General features: G+C 41.1%; 4 protein-coding genes. 2 read left to right on the top strand and 2 right to left on the bottom strand.

All coding sequences use genetic code 11. The features are described 5' to 3' along the window. Positions 1-189 precede the first annotated feature (189 nt). Together LC653_RS45250 and LC653_RS45245 are read right to left on the bottom strand one after the other, a co-directional pair. Complete coding sequence (locus LC653_RS45250; protein ID WP_229501749.1) at positions 190-1143, bottom strand: ParB/RepB/Spo0J family partition protein; 954 nt, start codon at positions 1141-1143, stop codon at positions 190-192. A gap of 1 nt (position 1144) precedes the next feature. Beyond that, positions 1145-1897: a ParA family protein gene (locus LC653_RS45245; RefSeq protein ID WP_229501748.1), complete on the bottom strand. Its 753-nt coding sequence runs from the start codon at positions 1895-1897 to the stop codon at positions 1145-1147. A 257-nt stretch (positions 1898-2154) separates the two neighbouring features. Between LC653_RS45245 and LC653_RS45240 the strand changes: the two genes are divergently transcribed. Together LC653_RS45240 and LC653_RS45235 are read left to right on the top strand one after the other, a co-directional pair. Then, positions 2155-2748, top strand: a complete 594-nt coding sequence (locus LC653_RS45240) for a hypothetical protein (RefSeq protein WP_229501747.1) — start codon at positions 2155-2157, stop codon at positions 2746-2748. A 51-nt stretch (positions 2749-2799) separates the two neighbouring features. Next, positions 2800-3102: a hypothetical protein gene (locus LC653_RS45235; protein ID WP_229501746.1), complete on the top strand. Its 303-nt coding sequence runs from the start codon at positions 2800-2802 to the stop codon at positions 3100-3102. The last annotated feature ends 252 nt before the right edge of the window (positions 3103-3354 follow it).

Below are 3354 nucleotides of genomic sequence, written 5' to 3'. Positions count from 1 at the left end.
GCTTCCATGACACTGCATCAAGGACGACCGCCTGACCCCTCCTCGACTGTTCAATAACTTTCAAAGCTGTAGCCCTTATTCCGTATAGCTTAGAGCTTTTCTTAGTGCCATTCGACTACGAGCGCAAGCTATGGAAGCTACGCCTCAAAGGTTGGTAAGAGTGAAAGATGTTGTAAAAAACCGTAGATTTTACTCTAATAAAGCTTCAATTTGCCCTAACAACTTCTCTAAAACTTTTGCTTTATTAGGATCTTCCCAGACTTTAGCTTGCTTAACTCGCTGATAGGCTTCCTTCATCCGATTAGTCAGGATATTCGGCTGAGAAGACTTAGGAGGTTGAACTGATTGAATGTAACTTTTAATATCTCTAACTGAAAGGTTTTCTTCAAGAGTTTTCACTAGAAGTTGATGTCGCTGATCTTCGTCTTTCAATTGAGCGATGATACGGGCTTTGGTATATTCTAGTTGTCCTTGGCGCAAAATTTCTAGAACATCTTTAGGTAAATTTAGTAAAGGTAGGCGATGACTACGAAAACTGTCTGGAGTCACCCTACCTATTACTGAAAATATCTTTTCTACCATTTCCCATTGGTTACGAACAACGTTGTTCGTAGTTTCTGTTTTTTGCTTTTGTCGGTTAGCAATATGATTGAGTAGGGAAATAACTTCTCCTTGAGAGCATTCCAAGCGGATAGATAGCAGTTGCAAAATAGCTTCAGTTTCCTCAACCGGATTTAAATCTTCCCGTTGCAAATTTTCGAGGAGGGCAACTTGAAAAGCATCTTGGTCATTGAGATGGCGGATAATAACCGGAACTTGCTCCATTGCAAGAGTTTGAGCGGCACGGTAGCGACGTTCACCAGCGATCAATTCATAATTACCGGATTCTAACGGTCGGACAAGCAGTGGCTGCAAGATGCCATGTTCACGAATAGAAGCAACTAGGCTTTCCATTCCTTGAATTGAAAAATAACGCCGAGGCTGATGAGCAGCTAGGTGAATTTGAGTTATTAATAAAGATTGTTCAATAGATTCGTTTTCCGAGAGTTGAGGATTATTGGTAACTCCTACCAAGTCAAGGAATTGTCTGGTTTTATTCGGAAATTCCATTTCATCTGCCATTGACAAGCGCCGCTTCGCCATATTACTCCTGTTCTGCCATTTTCCTGGCGATTTCTTGATAAGGTTCAATCAATTTTCTTTCTGTGGTATACCGATGGATTGGTTGACGCGCCAAGTTAGACTCTGGAAACTGAACAGACTTAGGAACTGGTTCAAAAATTTTGACCCCAGGGAGTTTAGTTTTAAGCGTTTTGAGAGCATCTTGGGTCGTGAGTGTACGGTCTGCCATTGTAGGCAAGACTCCTAAAATTTGCAAATTGGGGTGAGTGTCTTCATCACGAAGACTTTCGATAGTTTCCAATAATTGTCGTAAGCCTTCCAAAGCAAAGAACTGACATTGAACGGGGATCAAGACTGCATCTGCTGCCATTAGTGCATTTAGAGTCAACATACCTAAGCTAGGTGGGCAATCAATGAGGATATGAGCAAATTCTTGCCGTAAAGGATTCAATTTCTTTCTCAGGATTCGGCTATTATCTGCCGAGGTCAAAATTTGCTTTTCTCCAGATGCTAGAGATATGTCAGCCGGAATCAGCTTGATTCCATACTCAGTGTCAATAATAGTCTCAGATGCACTCTGTTTACGATCTGTAAGTACTTCATAAGCAGTCATCTGCCCTGGCTGAATCTTGATTCCTAGACCTGTGGTTAAATTGCCTTGGGGATCAAAGTCAACTACAAGGCAGGAGTAACTTTCTGCCAGCAATCCACTTAGTGCGATAGTAGAGGTTGTCTTGGCTACTCCTCCCTTTTGATTAGTAACTGCGATAATCATATTTTCTTAGTACTATGCGATTTTTGATGAAAAAACATATATATATTAGTTACAGAATGAACTGATTCTATGACAATTTAAGTAGACCGCAAAGATTTTCACAAGTTTTACACCAAAGTAGTGAAAAACTAATGTTCCAAATTGCTCGTTACCTAAAAAGCTAACTATACTTTCGTTCTGGCGATGAGGAGCGATTTAGTGAAATAAATTGGCGGTTAAAATACACTCATTTTCCAAAGTTCACATAAAAAGTTCTGATGAAATCAAAAGAGCGATCGCCCAAGCTACCTAAACAACAGTCAAAACCCAACGACCAAAGCCCAAAGCTTGACCTTGTTGCTTATAAACCAGTAGAGAAACAGCAGCCAACCTCTCAGCCTGGCATTACTCCCATTGATGAACCGCCGTCAGTTGAGCAGCCAGCCCAAGCAGAGGTGATACCTCCTTTAAGGTCAAAGCCGAACGCTGCTGAAAAACCCCAACATTTAGAGAAAAGTAAAGCAGAACGTACCTCTTCTGACAAGAGAAAATCCAAATCACCGCAACAGCCTAAGCAACAGGGTCAATTGACAAAGAGCGATGATGAAGAAGAGTTACCACCAGAAGGCTGTCAACATATCCAGTTTTTGGATTGTAACTCCTCAGTGGGGCGTGTCATATTCGAGTGTTGGCACTGCCAACAGGCAATAATTAGCGAATATACTGGAGAGCCTGTGATGGGAGAATACAAAGGCCATCCTTCACTTATTCAGATTAAAATCCAATGTCCTAATTGTGAGAAGACAGCTATCAGATTAACAACGGGAGAAGTGCTTTCGATTACGGCGATAGCTTCACCTTGGCAGCAATGATGGCATACACCCTTTTCAAGAGTGATTGTTGAAAGATATTCATAATTGATAATGCAAAAGCTGAGATTTTTAACCTCAATAATAACTGTGCTAACGGCGCTCACGCTTAATAGTTGCAGCACTGCTACTACTGAACAGTATGAAGCTACAGCACTCACCAGTTACGTCTGGCAAGTTAAGTATGCGAATAACCTAACTAGTCAACCACAACCACGCATTGAAACCTTTGCTATTACTTCAATGTTGAATCGGAATGGATTGAAACTGGCAGGAGCAGTTGTTGGCCCAGATGACCAAACAATTCGCAATTCGCAGTTCGCTTTTTCGCCCATTACGGACGTAATTGATAATTGAGCCGTTGGGGTACAAGCCCCTAATTTCAATTATGAAAAGAAAAGAACACGTAGTATCAATATTCAAGCCCCCGCATTTATGCGTAGGGTATTATTAATTGCGAATTGCGAATTGCGAATTGCGAATTGGAACTGGAGTTTAGACTAAAAGCGATATGAGAGAACGCAAATCAAATGGAATTAGAGATTAAAAATATTATCTTGTCAGCCTCAAAGCATCCGCGACCTTTAACAATTCTGTAGTATATCTGCT

Source organism: Nostoc mirabile CHAB5784, assembly GCF_020829645.1.
GTDB classification, from domain to species: Bacteria; Cyanobacteriota; Cyanobacteriia; order Cyanobacteriales; family Nostocaceae; genus Nostoc; species Nostoc mirabile.
This window is presented reverse-complemented; position numbering and strand designations above follow the sequence as displayed.